The 19,824-nt window shown below is 52.4% G+C and carries 15 protein-coding genes; 2 read left to right on the top strand and 13 right to left on the bottom strand.

Going from position 1 to position 19,824, the window contains the following annotated elements; genetic code table 11:
* Positions 1–38: 38 nt before the first annotated feature.
* The 5 genes from phaC to prmB all read right to left on the bottom strand — a co-directional run bounded on the left by phaC (position 39) and on the right by prmB (position 5,353).
* Positions 39–1,970 (bottom strand): class I poly(R)-hydroxyalkanoic acid synthase, encoded by a 1,932-nt coding sequence (gene phaC / locus V8L71_RS17745; protein WP_336274963.1) that lies wholly within the window; start codon positions 1,968–1,970, stop codon positions 39–41.
* 183 nt (positions 1,971–2,153) lie between these two features.
* A complete protein-coding gene (locus V8L71_RS17740; protein ID WP_176304566.1) occupies positions 2,154–2,564 on the bottom strand; it encodes a phasin family protein in 411 nt (136 codons plus the stop codon).
* 226 nt (positions 2,565–2,790) lie between these two features.
* The gene (locus tag V8L71_RS17735; RefSeq protein ID WP_336274962.1) at positions 2,791–3,198 is read right to left on the bottom strand and encodes a hypothetical protein; all 408 of its coding nucleotides are present in this window, start codon (positions 3,196–3,198) and stop codon (positions 2,791–2,793) included.
* A gap of 90 nt (positions 3,199–3,288) precedes the next feature.
* Positions 3,289–4,380, bottom strand: a complete 1,092-nt coding sequence (gene aroC, locus V8L71_RS17730) for a chorismate synthase (protein ID WP_336274961.1) — start codon at positions 4,378–4,380, stop codon at positions 3,289–3,291.
* 13 nt (positions 4,381–4,393) lie between these two features.
* Positions 4,394–5,353: a 50S ribosomal protein L3 N(5)-glutamine methyltransferase gene (prmB, locus tag V8L71_RS17725; RefSeq protein WP_336274960.1), complete on the bottom strand. Its 960-nt coding sequence runs from the start codon at positions 5,351–5,353 to the stop codon at positions 4,394–4,396.
* A gap of 174 nt (positions 5,354–5,527) precedes the next feature.
* Between prmB and V8L71_RS17720 the strand changes: the two genes are divergently transcribed.
* Positions 5,528–6,097 carry a Smr/MutS family protein gene (locus V8L71_RS17720; protein ID WP_336274959.1) on the top strand — a complete coding sequence of 190 codons (570 nt, stop codon included), beginning with the start codon at positions 5,528–5,530 and terminating at the stop codon, positions 6,095–6,097.
* A gap of 3 nt (positions 6,098–6,100) precedes the next feature.
* On the opposite strand, the gene V8L71_RS17715 is transcribed toward V8L71_RS17720, so the two are convergent.
* From V8L71_RS17715 to V8L71_RS17700, 4 genes are all read right to left on the bottom strand, one after another.
* A complete protein-coding gene (locus V8L71_RS17715; protein ID WP_101147911.1) occupies positions 6,101–7,126 on the bottom strand; it encodes a patatin-like phospholipase family protein in 1,026 nt (341 codons plus the stop codon).
* 14 nt (positions 7,127–7,140) lie between these two features.
* A complete protein-coding gene (locus V8L71_RS17710) occupies positions 7,141–8,076 on the bottom strand; it encodes an alpha/beta fold hydrolase (protein ID WP_101147834.1) in 936 nt (311 codons plus the stop codon).
* A gap of 220 nt (positions 8,077–8,296) precedes the next feature.
* A complete protein-coding gene (locus tag V8L71_RS17705; RefSeq protein WP_336274958.1) occupies positions 8,297–10,900 on the bottom strand; it encodes an ABC transporter permease in 2,604 nt (867 codons plus the stop codon).
* Entirely contained in the window at positions 10,897–11,685 is a 789-nt protein-coding gene (locus tag V8L71_RS17700; protein ID WP_232774967.1) for an ABC transporter ATP-binding protein, read from the bottom strand. Before V8L71_RS17700 ends, V8L71_RS17705 begins: the two co-directional genes overlap by 4 nt.
* A 106-nt stretch (positions 11,686–11,791) precedes the next feature.
* Here V8L71_RS17700 and V8L71_RS17695 point away from each other — a divergent pair, with 106 nt between their 5' ends.
* A complete protein-coding gene (locus V8L71_RS17695; RefSeq protein ID WP_336274957.1) occupies positions 11,792–12,478 on the top strand; it encodes an arylesterase in 687 nt (228 codons plus the stop codon).
* Between the two features lie 67 nt (positions 12,479–12,545).
* On the opposite strand, the gene V8L71_RS17690 is transcribed toward V8L71_RS17695, so the two are convergent.
* The 4 genes from V8L71_RS17690 to V8L71_RS17680 form a co-directional block, all read right to left on the bottom strand.
* Positions 12,546–13,550, bottom strand: coding sequence for a family 8 glycosyl hydrolase (locus tag V8L71_RS17690; RefSeq protein WP_336274956.1), 1,005 nt, complete (start codon positions 13,548–13,550; stop codon positions 12,546–12,548).
* A 43-nt stretch (positions 13,551–13,593) separates the two neighbouring features.
* Positions 13,594–14,073, bottom strand: a complete 480-nt coding sequence (gene bcsD / locus V8L71_RS20780) for a cellulose biosynthesis protein BcsD (protein ID WP_431313192.1) — start codon at positions 14,071–14,073, stop codon at positions 13,594–13,596.
* On the bottom strand, positions 14,057–17,500 hold the full coding sequence (locus V8L71_RS17685; protein ID WP_336274955.1) for a cellulose biosynthesis protein BcsC: 3,444 nt from the start codon (positions 17,498–17,500) through the stop codon (positions 14,057–14,059). The genes bcsD and V8L71_RS17685 overlap by 17 nt, the downstream gene beginning before the upstream one ends.
* Before the next feature lie 713 nt (positions 17,501–18,213).
* Positions 18,214–19,824 (bottom strand): cellulose biosynthesis cyclic di-GMP-binding regulatory protein BcsB (locus tag V8L71_RS17680; RefSeq protein ID WP_336274954.1); only part of this gene is annotated, 1,611 nt, incomplete at its 5' end.

The raw sequence follows: 19,824 nt of genomic DNA, 5'->3' as shown, positions 1-19,824 counted from the left end.
CCCGTTACGATACCCACGTACAATCTTTTAGGTATCCATTAAGATTTAGTTGGAATTTCCCCTAGCACCTCTGGAATCGTCATCTTCACATAGCGCCCTGGCGCAGGCTCAATCACTTTGAGTTCACCATCGCCAGGTTGGCGCGCAGGCACCATCTTTTCGCTATCGGCATAGCCATTATCAGTCATCCAAGACTGCCAGTGGGGCCACCAGGAGCCTTCATGAGCCGCTGCGTTTGCTAGCCACTCTTCATGCGTTTCCGGCAGCGCATCGTTCGTCCAGTAGCCGTACTTGTTTTTATGGGGTGGATTAACAATACCCGCGATATGGCCCGATCCGCCCAATATGAAGGTGACCGGCCCTTTAGGTAACAACGCCCCATAATAGGTACTGTTCCACTTGGCGATGTGGTCCTCTTTGGTGGATACGAAATAGCTGGGCGTAGAGACTTTACGCAGGTCTATTTTCACACCATCCAATTCAATACCGCCAGGCTCAACCAGGCGGTTCTCCAGGTACATATAGCGCAGGTACCAAGCGTGCGTCCCGGCAGGAAGATTGGTGCCATCCGTGTTCCAGTAAAGCAGGTCAAAGGCGGCAGGCGTTTCGCCCTTTAAATAATTATTGATGTAAAACGACCAAAACAGATCATTTTCACGCAGCAAGTTGAAGGTATAAGCCATTGAACGACCATCAAGATAGCCTTTCAACTTCAGTGTCTGCTCAATACCTTCTACCACTCGCTCATTTAGAAATACGCCGATATCGCCAGGGTCACGAAAATCCTGCAGCGTCGCCATATAAGTAACCGACTTTACTTTGCGCCCACGGCGCGTGCTGGTGAGGTAGGCAACTGTAGAGGCGGCTAGTGTGCCTCCCACACAATAGCTGAGTAGATTGACCGACTTCTCACCACAGGCCTGTTCGATGGCTTCCATCGCGCTGATGGGTCCCATCTGCATATAGTCGGCCCAGGTGATATCGCGCTGTTCAGGCCCAGGGTTACGCCAGGAGATTAGAAAGACTGTATGGCCTTGATCCACCAGCCACTTAACCATTGAGTTATCTTCACGTAGGTCAAGAATGTAGTACTTATTGATCCACGGCGGCACCATTAGCAACGGCGTTTTAAAGGTTTTTTCTGTGGTGGGGGTGTACTGGATCAACTGGATCAATTCGTTTTCATAGACCACCGCCCCGGGCGTTACGGCAATATTTTCACCCACGCCAAAAGCGCCACGATCCGTCATGCGGACATTGATACCCTCGGCAGAATTCCCCAAGTCTTCGCGCAGGCGGGCTAATCCATCCACCAAGTTCTGGCCACGGGTTTCAAGCGTGAGGCGCATGACTTCAGGGTTGGTGCTCATAAAATTTGTCGGCGCCATCGCGTTGACCAACTGGCGCGCGTAAAACATTAGGTTACGCTTTTTGGTTTCGTCTAAGCCGCTTAGGCTTTCAACCAGCTCTTCCACCATCTGCGAAAACAGTAGGTACTGCTGCATGATAGCCATATAGTGCGGGTCTTGTGTCCACGCCTCGTCTTTAAAACGGCGGTCATTTTTGGCCGGCGTGATCAACGGGGTGACCTGCTCGCCAGCCATCCCTCGCATGGCTTGCTGCCACAACATCCACTGATCCTGCACCAACCGGGCCTGGGTTTCCCACAGCAGGGTAGGATTCTGCATCAGCGACTGCGCACCCGCTTCAAAGCTTTCGCGCATATCGCTATAAATGGAGTCGGCGGCTTCACTTGGTGCGATACGGGAAAGCAGATCCTGCATCAATCCTTGGTACTGCTCACCGATCTCTTTGAGCTGATTATTCCACTCTTCAAGCTCTGCTTGAGATAACCCTTCAGGTAAGCCCTTGGCTATTTCATCGGCTAGCCCTTGAGAAAGACCTTGGGTTAGCCCTTGAGAAAGCCCTGATGATAATGCCTGGAACGGATTGTGCCACGCTGACTGCATACTAACTCTCCCTACGCCCTCTCCAGGCGCACCGACCACTTTGACCAAGACCAAGCTGTTATATAGCTGAGTTTTTAATACGATAAAGTTTTTATACGATAAGACTTCGATATGACAAGGTTTTATCGTTGCAACGTTTTAAATGCATCGCGGCGCCCTAAGGCGCCGCGATGATGTCGTCAATCAGCTTTTGCGCGATGAGTGACTGGAGGCTTTCGCAGGCTGCTCCCCTTTCGCAGTAGCCTTGGCTTGGTCGGACATTTGCTGCCCGGCTTCACTGAACATCTTTTCCATTTCAGACTTAAACTGCAGGCTCATTTCGCTCATCACCCGCGCATCTTCCTGCATCTGCTGGGAAAGTTCGTTCATCATCTCGGCTTGCTTGGTGCCGAAATCACGCAGGCTTTCTGCGTCTTGAATTTCAGTGGCGCTACGAATGCGCTCAGTACCCATCTGACTGTAGCGCTTCATGGCTTCCAACTGATACTGGGTCATTTTTTCCATATTGTTGAGCATCAGCGAATTAATTTTTCGCATGGGCTCAAACATCTGCTTAGTTTGGGCGTTAAAGGCGTCCATCATATTGTCTTGCATAGTGTCTGCTCCTGTATCGTTCCTTGGCATGAGCCTTGGAGTGACTCACCGTAATGTAGCTCTGCTGCACTGCAAAAAGAGTAATCTTTGGCATGCTGCATTGCAACAGTGGTGTCATTTCAGTATCACCGTGCAAGCCTGAACCGCTTTGCCATATTACTCTGCCCTACCTCAACAGGTGGAGAACCACCTGTTAAGTTAATGCGCGTTAACTGCTTGCTTCAATCTATGTGCCGCTGCTTCTTGTTTCAGAACGGGAACGTGACGATGCCGTTGACTTTGCTTTGCTGGAAGTAGCGCTTTCCGCATTGCTTTTAGAGTTAGTCCCCCCCCTCTTCTCATCATCATTGCTGTGGGCTGAAGAAGCGCTGGCGCTGCCCGCTTGCCGCAACATATCGAGCATCATTTGCTGGTAGGTGCCGAAATTAGCTAGCCCTTGAGAAAGCCCCTGCTGCATCATCGGTTGTTGCAGGAAAGGCCGCATTAGGCTCATAGGATCGTAGCCTTCCACCCCAGACTCCATCTGCCGCTGAATATTCTCTAGCAGATTTTTCTGGAAAGCTTCGACATCAGGCAGCCCCAATGATTGGCGAAATTCATCGGGGGTAAGATCAAACTCAACGTTAATCTTCATAGGCGGCTCCTGCACTGTTTTTCATGACGACTACTCATGCAATTGTTTTGTTTGAGTGTAGCAGCGAACTGCAAACCTCACCGTGATGCGTTATCGCTGAGTTAAACGCGGTGTATCAACGTTTACATCGCCATTCTGACCACGCTGACGTAGCCAGTGATCCAACAGCGTAATCGCCATCATTGCCTCAGCAATGGGCGTTGCGCGAATCCCTACGCAGGGGTCGTGGCGCCCTTTAGTCACCACCTCGACTGCCTGACCATGAATATCGATAGAGCGGCCCGGCGTAGTGATGCTGGAAGTGGGCTTCAGCGCTAAGCGCGCTACAATCGGCTGCCCACTAGAGATACCACCGAGCACGCCGCCTGCGTGGTTGGAAAGAAAGCCCTCTGGCGTCATCTCATCACGATGCTCGCTGCCACGCTGGGCGATACAGCCAAACCCTGCGCCAATCTCAATCCCTTTTACCGCATTAATACTCATCAAAGCATGCGCCAGATCAGCATCCAGGCGGTCAAACACCGGTTCGCCAAGCCCTACCGGTACGCCTTCGGCAATCACGGTAATTTCGGCACCTACCGAATCCTGGTCGCGGCGCAGTTGGTCCATAAAGGCTTCCAGTTCAGTGACGCGCTCCGGGTCGGGGCAGAAAAACGCATTTTGACCCACCGATTCCCACTGTTTGAACTCAATCTTGATAGGGCCTAACTGGCTCATATAGCCACGAATCTGGACGCCCTGGGCGGCTAGATACTTCTTGGCAATCGCCCCCGCTGCCACGCGCATAGCCGTTTCACGGGCACTGGAGCGCCCGCCCCCACGATAGTCGCGGTGGCCATATTTATGGTGGTAGGTGTAATCCGCATGAGCTGGCCGAAACTGCTCTTTGATTTTCGAGTAGTCGTTAGAGCGCTGATCGGTATTCTCAATCAGCAGGCCGATCGAGGTACCGGTGGTCTTGCCTTCAAACACACCGGACAGAATGCGCACTTGATCAGGCTCTTTGCGCTGAGTGGTATGCCGCGAACTGCCCGGCCTGCGGCGATCCAGGTCGAGCTGCAAATCGGCTTCACTTAACTGCAGCCCAGGCGGACAACCATCCACAATAGCGCCGAGCGCTGGTCCGTGGCTCTCACCAAAGGTAGTCACACTGAATAGTTTGCCAAACGTATTGCCAGACATGGCCGTTAATTCCTCACACGAAAGACGCCGCATGGGCGTCGAGTTCAGCGGCGCTCAGAGCAAAAACACCCTGGCCGCCACGCTCGAATTCAAGCCATAGGAAAGGCACGTCGGGAAATGCCGCTTCCACATGGCGGTCAGAGTTGCCGACTTCTACAATCAGCCAGCCCTCATCGGTTAAGTGTTCCCGCGCCTCGCGCAAAATACGCCGCACAATATCCAGCCCATCGCTACCGGCTCCCAGGGCGAGCGAAGGCTCGTGGCGAAACTCGGCGGGCATGGTGGCAAGGTCACGGGCATCGACATAAGGCGGATTAGAGACGACCAAATCAAAGCGCCGACCTTCTAAGCCACTGAAGACATCCGACTCGACCGCCCGTACCCGGTCGCCCACATCGTGGCGGGTAATATTTTGCCGTGCGACAGCTAAGGCATCCTGACTGATATCGGCAAGCGCCACTTCACAGGTCGGCAAATAAAGTGCCGTCGCAATGCCGATACAGCCGGAACCGGTGCATAAATCCAGCACACTGGCAGGCGGCTCTTCAGGAAACCAGGCGGCAAAGCCGTCTTCAATCAGCTCGGCAATGGGCGAGCGAGGGATGAGCACGCGTTCATCGACGTTAAACGGATGGCCGGCAAAAAAGCTCTCGCCCAATAAATAGGGAAGCGGACGGCGGGTGGTAACACGTTCCCGCGCCAGAGCAATAATCCGCTGCCGTTCTACGGGCAGTAGCCGCGCCTCTAGCACACTGGGATCGATGTTCCACGGCAAGTGCAGCGCGCCTAAGCAGAGCGCTACCGCCTCATCCCAGGCAGAATCGGTCCCATGACCGTAGTGCAGGCCCGCCAGATAAAACTCGCTGGAGACCCAGCGCAGATAGTCGCGTAGGGTAAAGAGCTGGCTCACCAGCAAGGATTCCGACAGAGAAAGGGTTGAGTGAGAATGCTCAACGTTTAGATGCGTGGTCACAGCGGCTCCTGGTTGACGATAATGATGAATACAGCCGATAACGCTTTATTCATGCAACGAATAAAAAGATTGTACCTTTCACGCCGTCCGGTTCACAGCAACGCTCAGCCCGCTATACTGTGCGTCTTCATCTGTTTCACCTTTATTTGCCACTTTTTGCCACCCGAGCCTACCATGACGCAACGCCGCCACCTGCCCGACGATGACGATATCAATGCCTTTCGCGATGCGTTAAAGGCGGCAGGCGTGCGCCGTATCGCGACTAACAAGGCCGATCCAGGCAAACCTAAAATTGACGGCAAGGCCCATGAGGCTAGACGCCATGCGGCTGTTGAAAGTAATACGCCTCAGTTCAGCGGGCGCACCTCCGATGGCCGGGTGGAGGCCGTGCGCCCCTCTGAGTATTTAGAGTTTTGTGTACCGGATTTACCATGGCGTACTTTTAGCCAACTAAAACGTGGCCAAACGGCGTGGCAAGCGGGACTTGATATGCACGGCTATACGCTGGAAGAGGCGCGTGCGGAACTGGAGAGTTTTTTGCGCGACGCCGCCAGCCAAGGCTTACGCTGCGTACTGGTGGTGCATGGCAAAGCGTGGGGCACCACCTCCGACTTCCCTGTGCTTAAAAGCCATACCAATGCCTGGTTGCGTGAGTGGCCCGGCGTACTGGCTTTCTGCTCCGCTATCGATATCGATGGTGGCACCGGTGCGGTGTATATATTGCTGCGCAAGCGGGGCCAGTAGCCATTACTCGGTAGCGTCGGACGCGATACTCGGCATGCGCCGCTCCAGCGCTTCATCGGCCAGATGCCTGCCCAGGCGAATCAAATCCTTGCCGCGGTGGAATTCGTAGGTACTGCAGACTGTTTTGGGTATTTCGATCAGCACGTCGGGCGGGTAGCCCGCCACCTTGTACTTGGCCAGCGCCGCCTGAGTAATATCAAACGACTCAAGAATCATATCGAGCTTGCTCCACTCCCGCTTACCACGGGCTTCAGTGGTCTCCTCCAGCTCTTCGCCCTCTCCGCTTGCCCCCTCCCCATTCGCTCCCATCCCCGCCCACAGTTTTCGCGTAGCGGCGCGCACATCCCCCATCCAGTTACCCATGTTTTGATCGCGATCAATCTCTTTTTTACTACGGCTATCGACGGCTTCCTCTTCCTTAGGCAGCAATTCCTCTAAGGTGACTGGCAGTGGGCTATGCGCGGTCACGTTGACGGCTACCACAAAGTCCGCTTGATGAGCCGCCACCACAGGCATGATCGGCAGCGGGTTAAGCAACCCGCCATCCACCAACACCTGATCACCCAAATGCACTGGCGTTATTACTCCCGGCACGGCAATTGAGGCGCGAATCGCCTGTAATAAGGGGCCATTTTGAAACCACACTTCCCGCTGGCGAACCAGATCCGTTGCCACCGTTGTCACTGGAATCGCGAGGTTTTCAATTAATATATCGCCCACCAGCGCTTCCAGCTTGCTCATGATCTTGCTGGCACGCATCGCACCCATGGGGCTCCAGGTCACGTCGACCAATTTAAGTACGTCCAGGTAGTCAAGGTTGCACACCCAATCGCGGTATTCAGGCAGCTTGCCTGCCGCGTAAATACCACCGATCAGCGCGCCCATCGAGCATCCTGATACGGCGATGATGTCAAAGCCCCGCGCCTCAAGTGCTTCAATTACCCCAATATGCGCATAGCCGCGCGCACCGCCGCTGCCCAACACCAGAGCGACCTTGTTCCCACTACTGACATGCACCAATTCGTTCATACTGCCATCCATCGCTAGGCCTTATCGCTCTTAACCCTGTCGCTCGTAACCCTGTCGCTCATAACCCAATGAGCGCTGATTATTGCAGAGACTTGCGCTACGGCGCGGGGCTCCAGATGCAAATGATGGCCACCATTAAGCACGTGACGGGTCAATTCCTTGACTGCTTGCCGCGCCTGAACCGCCCAGTCACGTTCACACAGAATCCCCTGCTCCCCTTCAACCAATAGCACTGGAGCGCTAATTTCCGCCAGCAATGACAACACCTGTTCGGGTGTGAAGCGCACCAATGAAGGCTTCAGCAAGCGACTGTCGGTGCGCATTTGCACATGGCCATCGGCGGTGGGCTGGGTGTTGCGCTCCACTAGCGGTGTGGCCGTAATGGTATCCACCGGCGTGACACCTCCGGCAACACGTGCAGCGATGGCACTCTCGATATCCAGGTAGCGCGGCGCGCGGGAAAGTGACCGACGGTGGGCTATCAGTCCTTTGCGCAGTTGGCTGGCGGTCTCTTCAATGGGCGTATTGAGCGCCCCCAGCCCGTCAATCAACGTTAGCCGCTCAACGCGCTCCGGCATCGCAGCAGCAAGCAGGCAGGCCACTGCGGCGCCCATGGAGTGGGCCAACACGCTAACTTGGTTAAGGCCGAGGTCTTCCATGGCATCCAACACATCGTGGCAGTAGCCCCATAGCGCATAGTCACTGCCTTGTGGTAAGTGCGCCGACTGGCCATGACCACGAAAATCCAGCGCTACTATGCGAATACCGAGCTTTTCCACCAGCAGGGGAGCTAAGCGTGAAAAGCTGGCCGCATTATCCAGCCAGCCGTGCAGAGCCAGCCAAACCGGGGCATCAGCGCGCCCCCAACTAAGAGCGGCCAGGCGACCCTGGGCAAAAGAAAGCGGCTGCGACGCAACGCTGCGTGCAGCCGTAGATTCGGTGTGGGGCATAATCAACCATCCTGAACAAACGGCAACGTCATAAGGCAAGCAAGATGACGACGTAAGCGACAAACGTTACCATGCCCGGCGTAATGCTTCCGCCTCTTTTACCTCCACCCTCATTTGGTGCCATTATGAAACCACACCGCGATACCCGCGCTCGTAATCTGGTCTTTTTTGTTGCTGTCATCAGCGCCCTGGTGGTCGGTTTCTGGCTCGCAAAATAGGCTCAAGCCTCACCGAGTAGCCCCAGGCTGGCCGCTGGCGCTTGGCGACGTAATCCCCGCGAGAGTGCATGACCTATCACGCCAATCAGCACAGCACCGCCAATGGGGAGGAAAATCCATAGTCCCAGATGAAAGCGCGGGGTTAGATCCAACAAAAAGATGTACAGCGCAGCCGTGGTTAGTTCGGCCAGCACCGCGCCCATCAACCCACTGGCCAAGCCCAACAACGCGTATTCAGCGCCCTGCACCCTTGAAATCATTTTACTGCCTGCACCAAATACGCGTAATAGGCCGCTTTCATGGGCACGCACCGGTAAGCTTGCGGTCAGTGCGGCATACAGTACGCTTACCCCTGCCAACAGGACCAATGCAAGCACTAACTCCACCGCCCGCGTAACCTGGCCGAGTACATCCCGCACCTGGCCCAAAATGGCATCAACATTCAGTAAGGAAACCCCCGGGAATTCGGTAATCAGTTCCCGGATCAACCCCTGCTCCGCTTCAGGCAGATGAAAGGCGGTAATGTAGCTATGGCCAAACTGTTCCAGCACTCCTGGCGGAAAAATGACGAAGAAGTTAGGCTGAAAACTATCCCAATTCAGGCTTCGCAGGCTGGTAATTTGGGTGGTGATTTCATCGCTACCCACCGAGAAGGTCATCTCGTCACCGATGCTTAAGCCAAGCCTTTCAGCAAGCCCATCCTCCATGGAGATGGGCACTGGCGCCGCTTGCTGCGTTGCCTCAACGGCGCTCATCCAGCCTTGGCCTTCACTGCCCTCTTCATTACCCTCCTCACTGGTAGCGTCGACACCCAACTGGGCTGGCGAGAACCATTCACCGGCCACCACAGCATTGCCTTCGGGCACTTCAGATTGCCACGTCAGATTGAGCTCCCGGCGCAGCGAGTTATCACCACGGGCGTCAGGCGGCACGGCATCTCTAGGCGACTGACCATTAATGGCAATCACTCGCCCACGCACCATCGGATAGAGGGTGCTTTGGGTTTCCACCCTTGGAGAGACTGCCGCCTCGAAAGGATCGCGCTCGGAAGGCTGAATATTAATGGCAAAGTAGTTGGGGGTATTGGCAGGCAGCTGGTCCTGCCAAGTGCTGAGCAGATCACCCCGAACCAACACAATCATCGCCATGGCAAAGAAGGTCACCGAAAAGGCCAGCAACTGGCCTAGGCCCGCTTGGCGACGTCGTGCTAGCTGACGTCCGCCCAAGCGGAGCGCTTGTGACCACTCACTACGCCCGGAAAATCGCTGTACAACGCGCAACAAACCGCTTAGCAGTAGCGCACTAATCATCCACAGCACGCCGAGTAGAGCCGCCCCGCCAATCAACAGCGCAATCGCCAGTGGCAGGCTTCCCGAATAGAGCCACAGCAGCCCACCAAACACGAGACTTGCCACACCCACCACCAGCCAAGCCGAAGGCGGCAGCGGGTCTAATTCACGACGCAGAACTTTTAATGCGCTCACCCGTTTGATACGCAGCAGTGTCGGCCCAGCAAACCCCACCAGCACGGCAAGGGCCGTAAATACGCCTAACCCCAACGGCATAAGACCAGGCGGCGGTAGCGTCATGGGTAAGAAACTCACCAATAGCCAGATAAGAACCGCTTGGCCAATCAACCCAAGCAGCGCCCCTATTGCGGCGGCTACCAGCGCTAAGCCCATTAGCTGAAGAGAAAAAATCGTCACCAACTGCCGCTGACTGGCGCCAAAGCAACGCAACAGTGCGGCGGTGTCCAAGTGGCGCTCCACATAACGACGAGTCGACATCGCCACCGCCACCCCTGCGAGCAACACTGCTGCTAAACCGGCCAGCCCCAGGTAGCTTTCTGCACGCTGCAAAGCATTGCCAAGCTGAGGGCGGTCAACGCGAACATCGCGCACTTCTACCCCATCACGGCGTAGCTCAGCAAGCAGGCCTTGCACTTGATCAAGCGCTTCTGGCGGGCCAGCGGCTAGAAGTTCAAACTCAATCCGCGAGCCTTCTTGAACAAGGCCGGTGGCTTCGACATCGGCGGTATTGATCATCAAGCGTGGATTAAAATTACTGAAGCCGCCGGACTGATCCGCTTCGCGCTCAATGATCCCTGTTATCTCAAGTTCGGTCTGGCCCACTTGGACCCGGTCACCCAGTTCTATCTCAACCAGCTCTATCAAGCGTGGGTCAGCCCATGCTTCACCAGGGGCTGGACCAGACGCTATTTGTTCGGTGCCATTGCCAAAATCGACGGAAGAGGCGCCGTAATGAGGGTAGACCTCATCCACGGCTTTTAAGCTAGCCGGTTGAAAACGTCCATCGCGGCTGATCATTGATACCAGATCGACTTGGTCACTCAGTACGAAACCTGCATTTTCAAGGCGTTCTCGCAGCTCCTCTGAAAACGGATCACGCTGCTCTAGCACCAGATCGCCACCCAGCATCTGGCCCGCCTGGCGCTCTAAGCCGCGCTCTAGGCGATCAAGGAAAAACGCAATCATGGTAGAAGCTGCGACCGCCAATACCAGGGCGATAAACAGCGCACGTACATCCGCAGCTCGCAGGTCTCGCTTGAGGCTGCGCATGGCCAAACGCCAGTTCACATCACTCATTGCATGCCCTCGTCAACCGCAGCCGCGGTGGGGTCAAACGCTTCTAATTTCCCATGGTCTAATCGCAGGCAGCGGTCACAGCGACGCGCCAGGGCATGGTCGTGAGTCACTAAAATCAGCGTGGTGCCTGCCTCACGGTTTAAGGTGAAAAGTAGATCAATGATTTGCGCACCGGTGTCAGGGTCCAAATTACCGGTGGGCTCATCGGCAAATACTAGCTCGGGGTCGGTAACAAAGGCACGGGCGACGGCAACGCGCTGCTGCTCGCCACCGGAAAGTTGTTTGGGTAAGTGATTCACTCGCTCGCCAAGCCCAACACGCTCCAACCACTGGGCGGCGGTTTGTGTCTCCCCTGCACGCGGTGAGAGTTCGAGGGGTAACATGACGTTCTCAAGCGCGCTCAAGGTGGGCAGCAGTTGGAAGTTCTGGAACACAAAGCCCACTCGCCCAGCGCGTAGCGCAGCTCGCCCATCTTCATCCAAGCGGCTCAGCGCATGGCCGAAGAGGGTTAGCTCACCGTCGCTTGGGGTATCAAGGCCAGCCAGTAGCCCTAGTAGGGTTGATTTTCCCGCACCGCTCTTGCCTAGAATCGCCACACTTTCACCTGCCGCCACGCTTAGCGATAGGTCGTGTAAGATAGTTAGTGAGCGTTCACCGCTCGTCACTTTTTTAGACAGCTTGTCGGCATGCAGAACAGGATGCCTAACGGCGCCTTGTGGAACATCGCTTAACACTTGGTTGTCGTTATCAGGCTGGCGTTCACTGCGGGGTGACTCGCTCGACATTGATATATCCGTAGCAGTATCTGCAGTTTTATCTGAGGAGCTTTGATTTGAAGAGCCTGAGTTTGAAGGGCTTTGATCTGAAGGGTTTTGATTTAAGGAGTAAGACATGAAGCGTGGCATCCCTGTGGCATGGCATGGACTGAACCGCATGGTAACCGGATGGCTGGTGTTGCTGATAGTCACCTTTGCCTCGGTGCCTATCAACGCAGCGCCTACCAATACCGAACAGTCACCCAGCCTATTAGTGATGGGCGATAGTTTAAGCGCCGCCTACGGTATTGAGCGTGAGGAGGGTTGGGTGAGCCTGCTGGCAGAGCGTTTAGAAGGCGAAGTGAACGTCATTAACGCCAGCATTAGCGGTGAAACCACATCCGGAGGTCTACAACGATTCTCTGATATTCTCGGACAGCAGCAGCCGGATATTGTTCTACTGGAATTAGGCGGCAATGACGGTTTGCGCGGTTTAGCCCCCAATCAAATGCAGGCGAACTTAGCTAGTATGATCGAGCAAAGCCAAGAGGCAGGCGCAAAAGTTCTTCTACTGGGAATCGATATACCGCCCAACTATGGCCAAGCGTATCGGGATGCTTTTACCGGAGTTTTCCACTCGTTGGCAAAAGAGTACGACATTTCTCTAGTGCCTTTCTTACTGGAAGATATCGCCCTAAACGATGCACTCATGCAAAGTGACGGCATTCACCCTACCGCTGAGGCGCAGCCTATTATTTTGGAAAATGTCTGGCCTAAACTAGCCCCGCTTCTAGAGTCGACTTATCAGGCAAATGCCCATTAAACAAAACAACCGTTTATCTTCCCTATATGCCTATATGAATGATAAACGGTTTGCAAATACATCAACGTTAACGCATATCCTCTGCCATATGCGTTAACAGCAGCAAGGTGGCAGAAAAATAATCATCTTGGGATTGAGGAGTCGAAGAAGGTAGCGTTTCACCGCTCGCGTAAGCTCTAATTGCCTCCACTCCCCGAGAAATCGGGTATTCAGCTCGCTCTTCACTGATAACATTAACCCAAGCAGGAGCTGGTTGATGAGCGGGATCATTCCAAAAAGCAGTAATACTTCCAACACCACCAGCTTCGTCGCGTCCACCCCAAACAAAATAAAGCGGTATACGTACAGCATCAAAGCTGAATCTTGGTTCCCAATTAGCTGCCGGTGTTAGCTCACCCTCCTGATTAATCTGAACCCAATCTGTGGGTAATAGATAAGCGCCAAAACGAGCCTGATCCAATAATTCAACGCCATCGTTGATTAAATCAATCCATGGCTTATCCGGCTCTATCTCAGCAAAGTCACGCAGTGCGGGTATGAACCAATAAGATAGATTGATATCTGCTTCTAATTCACGCTGAAAGCCTTCAATCCCTGGTAGTAGCACCTGAAATCCAGCAATTTCATCAATAAGATTGTCTAGTATAGCGCTACGGATACTTTTCGATGCACTTGCATAATTGGTATCATTCCAACGCTCTGAAGCTAAATACAGTGCCCAAGCAATAAATAAATCGCCATCCGTCGCGTTGTTAAGATCAATCACAGCTGGATTTTCACGTGGATCATATCTCCACGAGAACAGAGAAACATCTGGTCGACTAAGGTGACGACGGGTCCACCCCCAAATCTCATTAAATGTTTCTCGATCATTGTAGTGCTGAGCTAGCATCATGCCCCAACCCTGGCCTTCCGAATGACTAATATGATTGTTCCCGGTATCAATCACACGCCCGTCCGTACTTATGAATCGCTCTCGGTACTCCCTCCAAGCAGGGTCTGCCTGGGCTATACTTGCGCTCATTATCATACAAACAAGAAGTCCAGCACTTAACATAAAACGATTCAGCATTTAGGTCAGTCCCTTAAATATGCAGTTTCAAGATGAAAAGCGGCTAACGTCCATAGAGAAAAGTGCATTCACGCTGCTCCAGGTTACGCTTAACACACCTGATCGGAACGTCTGATTCACCTCCCTGCTGTTGCAGCCATCCCTTATAAACCCCCTCTAACAACGCCGACATCGCTAGTAAGCTAATGTCCAAACGCTCTTGGGATGATCCAGGGACTGGACAAGCGCTATGGGAAATACGCATCGTTTGATTTTCTGCCACAATGGCTGTCCATCCCCAGTCCAGGAGGACTAAAGTTTCGTTGATGGAGTGTTCAAGTCTTTCTAGCGTAGCGCACTCACCTATAGGCATCTCTGCTGCTATTCGACTTCCAATATGTCGCCAAAAACCTGATGCTCCCTCATCATCTGCACTATTAGAGAGCTCATCGAATACCAGCTCCAAAAAAAGTCGCCACTGCTTACTACAGTGTTGCTTCGCATAATACTCTACATGCTGAGTGTGATTATCTGACTCGTTCACCGCTATCTCCAAAGGTATAATTCATAAACATACTAGCGGAAGTGTCGTTGTAATCACCGAAGCTATTAAAATCCACTCGCCCGCCAAGAGAAAGATCTGAGGTCATTTGATACTCCATGGTCCCACCGAAGGAGAGACCTACCCCACTCTCACTCTCTCCACCATATCTAGATGCCGGGGTTGCCCCTAAAGCTGTGAAGACGTCGAGCAACGCTTGTGCCTCTGGATCAGTCGGGAAGTAATCGCTGTCATCGGTACTGTAGCTTTGGAAACCTGGAGCGATATAACCGCCCAGTGTTAACTGATCTGTTACGTTCTCTTGGTAATTGATAGGAAAGGCAACGCTCACATAATCCTGAGGACTAAAATATCCTCCATGTCCATAGGTGAAGTGACTCAGATCATCATCAAACGCCATGACTGATACATGCACCCCTGTTTGCAATTGACGACGCTCATTGTTGATCGGACGTGCGTAGCCACCCAGAGATAGATCATACGATTGGTTATCGGCGACATTATTACCGGTATAGCGATATGTCCCTATATCCGCATACAGCCCGCCCATTTCAGTATCATAATTGATACCAGCGCTTCCCCCTGTGCTTACTACACCGCCCCAGGTATCACCCGAATAAGCATCGTAGGCGCCTGCGTAAGACAGCACACTATCTTTCACAGCTCGTCGTTCAACGGTAAAGTTAAGCGATGTGTTTTCGGCAATTTCGGGACGCCAATTGATTCCCCCAACCAAATTAGATTCTTCAAACCCCAAGGGAGTACTACCAATGTCAAGGTTTAGATTTTGAAGCTCATAGCCAAGTTCAAGCCCTGCCCCACCATCTCTTAAACTAGAGGGCCTAGCAGATTGCGCCTCTGCTTGCAAGCGGCCTTGTATGCCCTCAAGAGCGGTTTCAATTTGCTGGCGACTTGCTGAAAATGCGCTCAATGACTCCCCATCCAAACCTAACTCATTAAAATTAACACTATTCTCTTCGAGATAATTGTTAAACAATGCTCGCTGTTGATCCGATAGGTTGGCAACTGTTAAGCCCGCTTCAAATAATGGGTTACGCTCAAGCGCTGCCTCATAAAAGCGTCTTGCCTCCTCTAACTCAGCAGATAGTCTCACCACCTCTTGTTCGTTTGCTGCGGCATCAAGCCGACTCTGGGCAGCAAAAAAATTGGATACTGTCGATTCAATCTCATCCAAAATAGAGGATACCCCACCCAATGACTGATTGAGTGCACCAGCGCTGACTGCTAATCCACTTCGGCCATAGCGGCGTAAACCGTCTCCCTCGGGCGTTCCAGATGTGACCTGGGTGGGCGTTACAGCCACCTCAAAGCGTCCCTCGCCAAATGGTATCGCTGAAAAACGCAATGGTGCTTCAATGCGATCTTGTTGGCTTAGCCCAGTTTCTCCATCGCGAAGATTGAAGGCGAACTCAGTAGCAACTCTCGGTGCCCGCTCTCGCCTAATTTCTCTAGAGAGCTCATCAATTCGCTGACTAATGGTCTGCTCCGGTGGCGCCATTTCATCTGTTAATTGATCATCATTTACCTCACGGGTAGTTCCCGGTAGCCAGCTAGGCCGTTGAGAACGATTTGAAGGGCCCCGATTTTGATCGGTAAATGGGTTCTGTCCTTGAGTAAGGAGAGGCACTTCACCTTCTTGCCCACTTAAGTGTTGCCGCGCTTCGCTCAATAAAGTGAGCGCCTCAAGACTCTGACCATTGGCACGTGCAACTTGAGCGCTCAACAGTAACGTTTCAGCTGTGGGCTCTTGAGGCGCATAGCGATTAAGCAATTGGTTAGCCTGACGTGACCGATTATTCGAAAGTGCTGTTTGTACGGCCCCTTGCAAAGCTTGTTCACTATCGGGATGAACAGTCAGTAAATAGGTATATATCTGTTCAGCTTGGGCTTGTCGCCCACCATCTGTATATAAACGCCCCATAGCCAACAGCAAATCCTCATCATCAGGTGATCCCTGCATGGACTCTGCAAGCCGGTCATAAGCGCTAGCTAAACGACCATTTTGACGAAGTTGGTCAGCTTCTATAATCGCCAACCCACGCTCCACCGCCAATACGTCTTGATTCTCTTGCCATTGAGGATTAGCAGCTAAACGCAAAAGCAACTGACGGGCAGCTTCGGGTCGGCCTGCTTGAGCCATTATCAGCACATGATTGATATAATCGTTGGGCGTTTGCTCCTCAATCCCACGGGCCAAGTCACGCTCTACCCAGCGCAAAGCTTCGCTCTGAGCACCCGCTTGTGACAAAGCACCCGCGATTTGACTGACCTGCCCAGTTGTAAGATTGGATTCCCCAAAATCTAAATATAGCTGTCGAAGCAAACCAATGGCATTAGCCTGATTACCCTGCCTGAGCTGTGTGAGCGCTTGAGTCAGAGGCTGCTGAATTTCTGCCTGTTGCCGAAGTGATTGCATTTCATCACTTAGCGAATCAGTTGGAATACTAGACAACAATCGCTGAGTTTCTGACCATTGCCCCTGCTCTGAAGCGAATAATGCTGCTGCATACCGCTGGTCAGGTGTAGCACTTGCCCTTTTAAAAGACTCCATTAATGCCTGCGCTTCACCAGAGCGTGATTGATCGGACAAGACTCTGGCTAAGTCAAGTCGCGCCCATGGATCATTGGGCGATAAATCCAGTGCCTCCCGAAGTGCCGCCTCAGCCCCAAAACTATCTTGCTGACGTGCCTGGCTGCGTAGAGATTCGACTTGAGCTGTGGTTAGCCCTCCCATTTGACTGCGCGCGCTTTCCGGCAAGCTATTCGCAATTGATTGGGCAGCAGCCCAGTCACCTTTATCAGAAAGTACTTGCGCTAAGCCTACACGTGCTTCTATATCGCCAGAGCGTGCCTGCAACAGTACCCGGTATGCCTGTTCAGCAGCATCAAGGCGCTGCTGTCGCCTAAGAATATCTGCTTCCAATAACCGCGCGGCGCGTCCAGCTTCACCACTCTGCTGGGTAAGTGGTCGTACTTGCCCAAGCGCTTGCTCAAGATTATTTGCCTCAGCCAACCGCCGAGCATCACCCAAGCGAGCATAGAACGCTGCACTTTGGTACGCAGGCGCCCACTGCTCTCGCTGATCAGGCGCTTCGTCCATCGCCTCTCCAAGTAAATCTCTCGCTTCAACAAACTGCTGTCTTCTTAGCAGTATTAGACCTAAGCCACCTTTAGCTTCAGCATCTTGAGGGTTCTCGCTAAGCGCTTGACGAAACGACTGTTCAGCATTGCCTAACTCACCAGACTGAAGAGCCGTAAAAGCTTGAGCCCGGGTGTTCTGAGCGCTTGACTCCTCGAAACGCTGTATGATTTCGCTATCGTCCGGATTGGCTTGGGCATATGTTTGATATAGGACTTGATCAGCAGGAGTCGCTTCTAGCCAAAGCAATCCTTGTCGCCAAGCTCTTCGTGCGGCTTCAGCGTCTGACCCGCCCTCTAACGCTAACTGAGCAAGTCGATCAATACCTTCTCGCCGCGTACCCTCGCGATAGGTCAAAATTTCTCCTAACGCTAGGTTGAGAGAATTATCTTCAGGGTAGTCATTGATAAATTGGCGCAGTCCGTCACGAGCTTCACGCCATTGCGCATCGCTACCCCCAGCAAGTGTTTGATAATACTCAACCGCTAAGCCGCTTGGAGGCGTGTCACTACCAAATAGTTCACGATAGGCTGATGCCGACTCTTCATAGCGGTTAGCTCGAGCCAATTGACGAGCACGGTTAAGCTGAGCAGTATCTAATTCATTGCCCTGCTTAAGCTGATCCAACTCAATCAACCGGGGACTATTAGGTGAGACTTCCTCAAGTCGAGTAATCCATTTTTCAGCTTGATCAAGTTCCTCATCTAACAATGATTGACGTGCTAGCCTAAAAATCACTTCAGGATCATCTGGTCTACCGGAAAGATACCGTTCTAATGCTTGCCGAGCTAAATCTGGACGCTGGTTCTCTTGCCAGAAATCAGCCTGACGCAATAGAGCATCTAGAGCAGTTTGCGAACTCTCTTGCCCCCATGCAGTTGAAACAGGTATGCAGCAGGCTAATGCACTTATTAGAAGACGCTTTTTGAATTTCACGGAAGTAAGTACGTGCGTATGCATATTTATTCCCCGCCAGCATGCGTGTTGTTATCCATATTTGCTCGACGCAGCGCTCGACGCTTTAGAGTGCTATAGAGAAGTCCAGCTAACAGAAGTAGTACGAGGCCCATCGCTAATAGCATGGGAATAATATATTGACCTGTATACCAGCGGATTAGGCGGTGCCAAACCATTTCACCACGGGCGGTGCGTGGACCAACTTGATAAGCACTTACTTCCTGCCGAGGCGATATCATTACTAAATCGCCTACTGCTTGACGACTAATTTGAGGTTGGTCAATTAGCTCCGGTAACGCTTGCATTCCTTCATCATGAAAAGCTGTCGCAATAACGATACTGCGCATTGGGTTGAGTGGTGAGCGCACTCCCATTAGCACTTGCTCTGGCGCTTGACTCCCAAGCCGATTACGTGCGTGTTCAACTTGCCGTCCCCATTGCGCTTGCGCCCATAAATTTATCCGGTTTAACAAACTCAATGGCGTTACTTGCAAAACACCTTGATGAATACTGAAGGGATCAATACGATTGTTAATCTCACTATTTTCTAGCTGATCTGCTCGAGCAACGACCAGAATATCTCTCTGGTCTAAGCTATCAACAAGCGTTAAGCCCTTACGTACATCTAACGCTACACTGGGATAACCTGTTGATACCCCCATACGCCCAATCAAGCTAAGTGCCGTACTAATTTCAACCGCGTCAGGTTCATTTGCCAGCATCAAAGTAGTTTGAGATAAATCGGCCCATTGAGTAAAAGGAAAACCAGCGCTCAGCCAATATGAGAGCTCCGGTAGCGCCGCAAAATGTTGTGCATCACTCATATCGAGATAAGAATTTGGATAAAGACGCGTTTCAACACGATCAGGAAGGCCTAACTCACAACCATCTTCTGGCAAATTTACCGCCATGTTGAAGTAAAAATTGAGCTGATTATTTCCATATAGCTGTTCTTGAGGAATGCGTAGAGTCGCTCTCTCTTGACGAATATCATTGCCAAGGAGTCGCCATGCTTCCCACGCTAAAGAACGCTTTTCAACAGGCAAAGAGCCAAGATAAGAGCCATTTAAACCAACTTCAAGCCTTGAATTACTCTCATTCAACCACTCTCCACGTGGGAATTCATATCCAATTTCTAAAGTGACGTCATCACCTGGCCATAAGTGCAAATTCGGGGGCAGCCTGAAACTGTAATTTTGTGGAGGTGGGCGTATTCCTTCACTTACCATTTCATCCCCACTTATCATGCTATTTAGAAATATTGGCTCGTTAAGTGCCTGCCAATTAGGAGCATCATAGGGCTCCCTAGGTGTTAATTGAGGTGAGTTAACTATTTCACTATCGCCACTCAATCGCTCTTGATAACTGGCTAAATAAGTTGCAGCGGTTTTAACGTCTTTCTCTGTTGGACCAGTCACAATTAGCAAGCGGTACATAGGATTATTAGGATTAGCAAGCTGTAGCAACATTGGCCCATCAATGCTTGGTAACTCAATACCTGAATCCGTGAAGCCGGCGCCGACACTTTCCCTATCACCGCCAGCGAGCACTTTTTGATCATTCGCCCCGTGCAAGTTGGCTTTCGCAAGCCCGTTATTGCCAAAACCCACCGTGCT

Origin of the sequence: Vreelandella indica (assembly GCF_037070225.1) — a bacterium.
Classification (GTDB): Bacteria; Pseudomonadota; Gammaproteobacteria; order Pseudomonadales; family Halomonadaceae; genus Vreelandella; species Vreelandella arctica.
The sequence above is the reverse complement of the archived record's forward strand: the minus strand, read 5'-3'. Positions and strand labels throughout refer to the sequence as shown.